Source organism: Labrenzia sp. ATLA3, assembly GCF_057180185.1.
Window position 1 is genome coordinate 1 of record NZ_JBXUKV010000026.1, and the last position, 267, is coordinate 267.

Annotated in this window: 1 protein-coding gene; it reads right to left on the reverse strand. The window is 58.4% G+C overall.

All coding sequences use genetic code 11. From position 1 onward, the window contains the following. Positions 1-267: EF-Tu C-terminal domain-related protein (locus AC2A6O_RS29060; RefSeq protein WP_498932187.1), on the reverse strand; the 267-nt coding region annotated here is incomplete at both ends.

The following is a 267-nucleotide window of genomic DNA, read 5'->3' on the forward strand; positions in this document are numbered from 1 at the left end:
CCGTGCCTTCCGGCAGGGACACCACACCAGTCACGTCCGTCGTACGGAAGTAGAACTGCGGGCGGTAGTTGGTGAAGAACGGGGTGTGACGACCACCTTCTTCTTTCGTGAGGATGTAAGCCTCAGCCTTGAACTTCGTGTGCGGGGTAACAGTACCCGGCTTGCAAAGAACCTGGCCACGCTCAACGTCTTCACGACCGATACCACGGATCAGGGCGCCGATGTTGTCGCCTGCTTCACCGCTGTCCAGCAGCTTGCGGAACATTT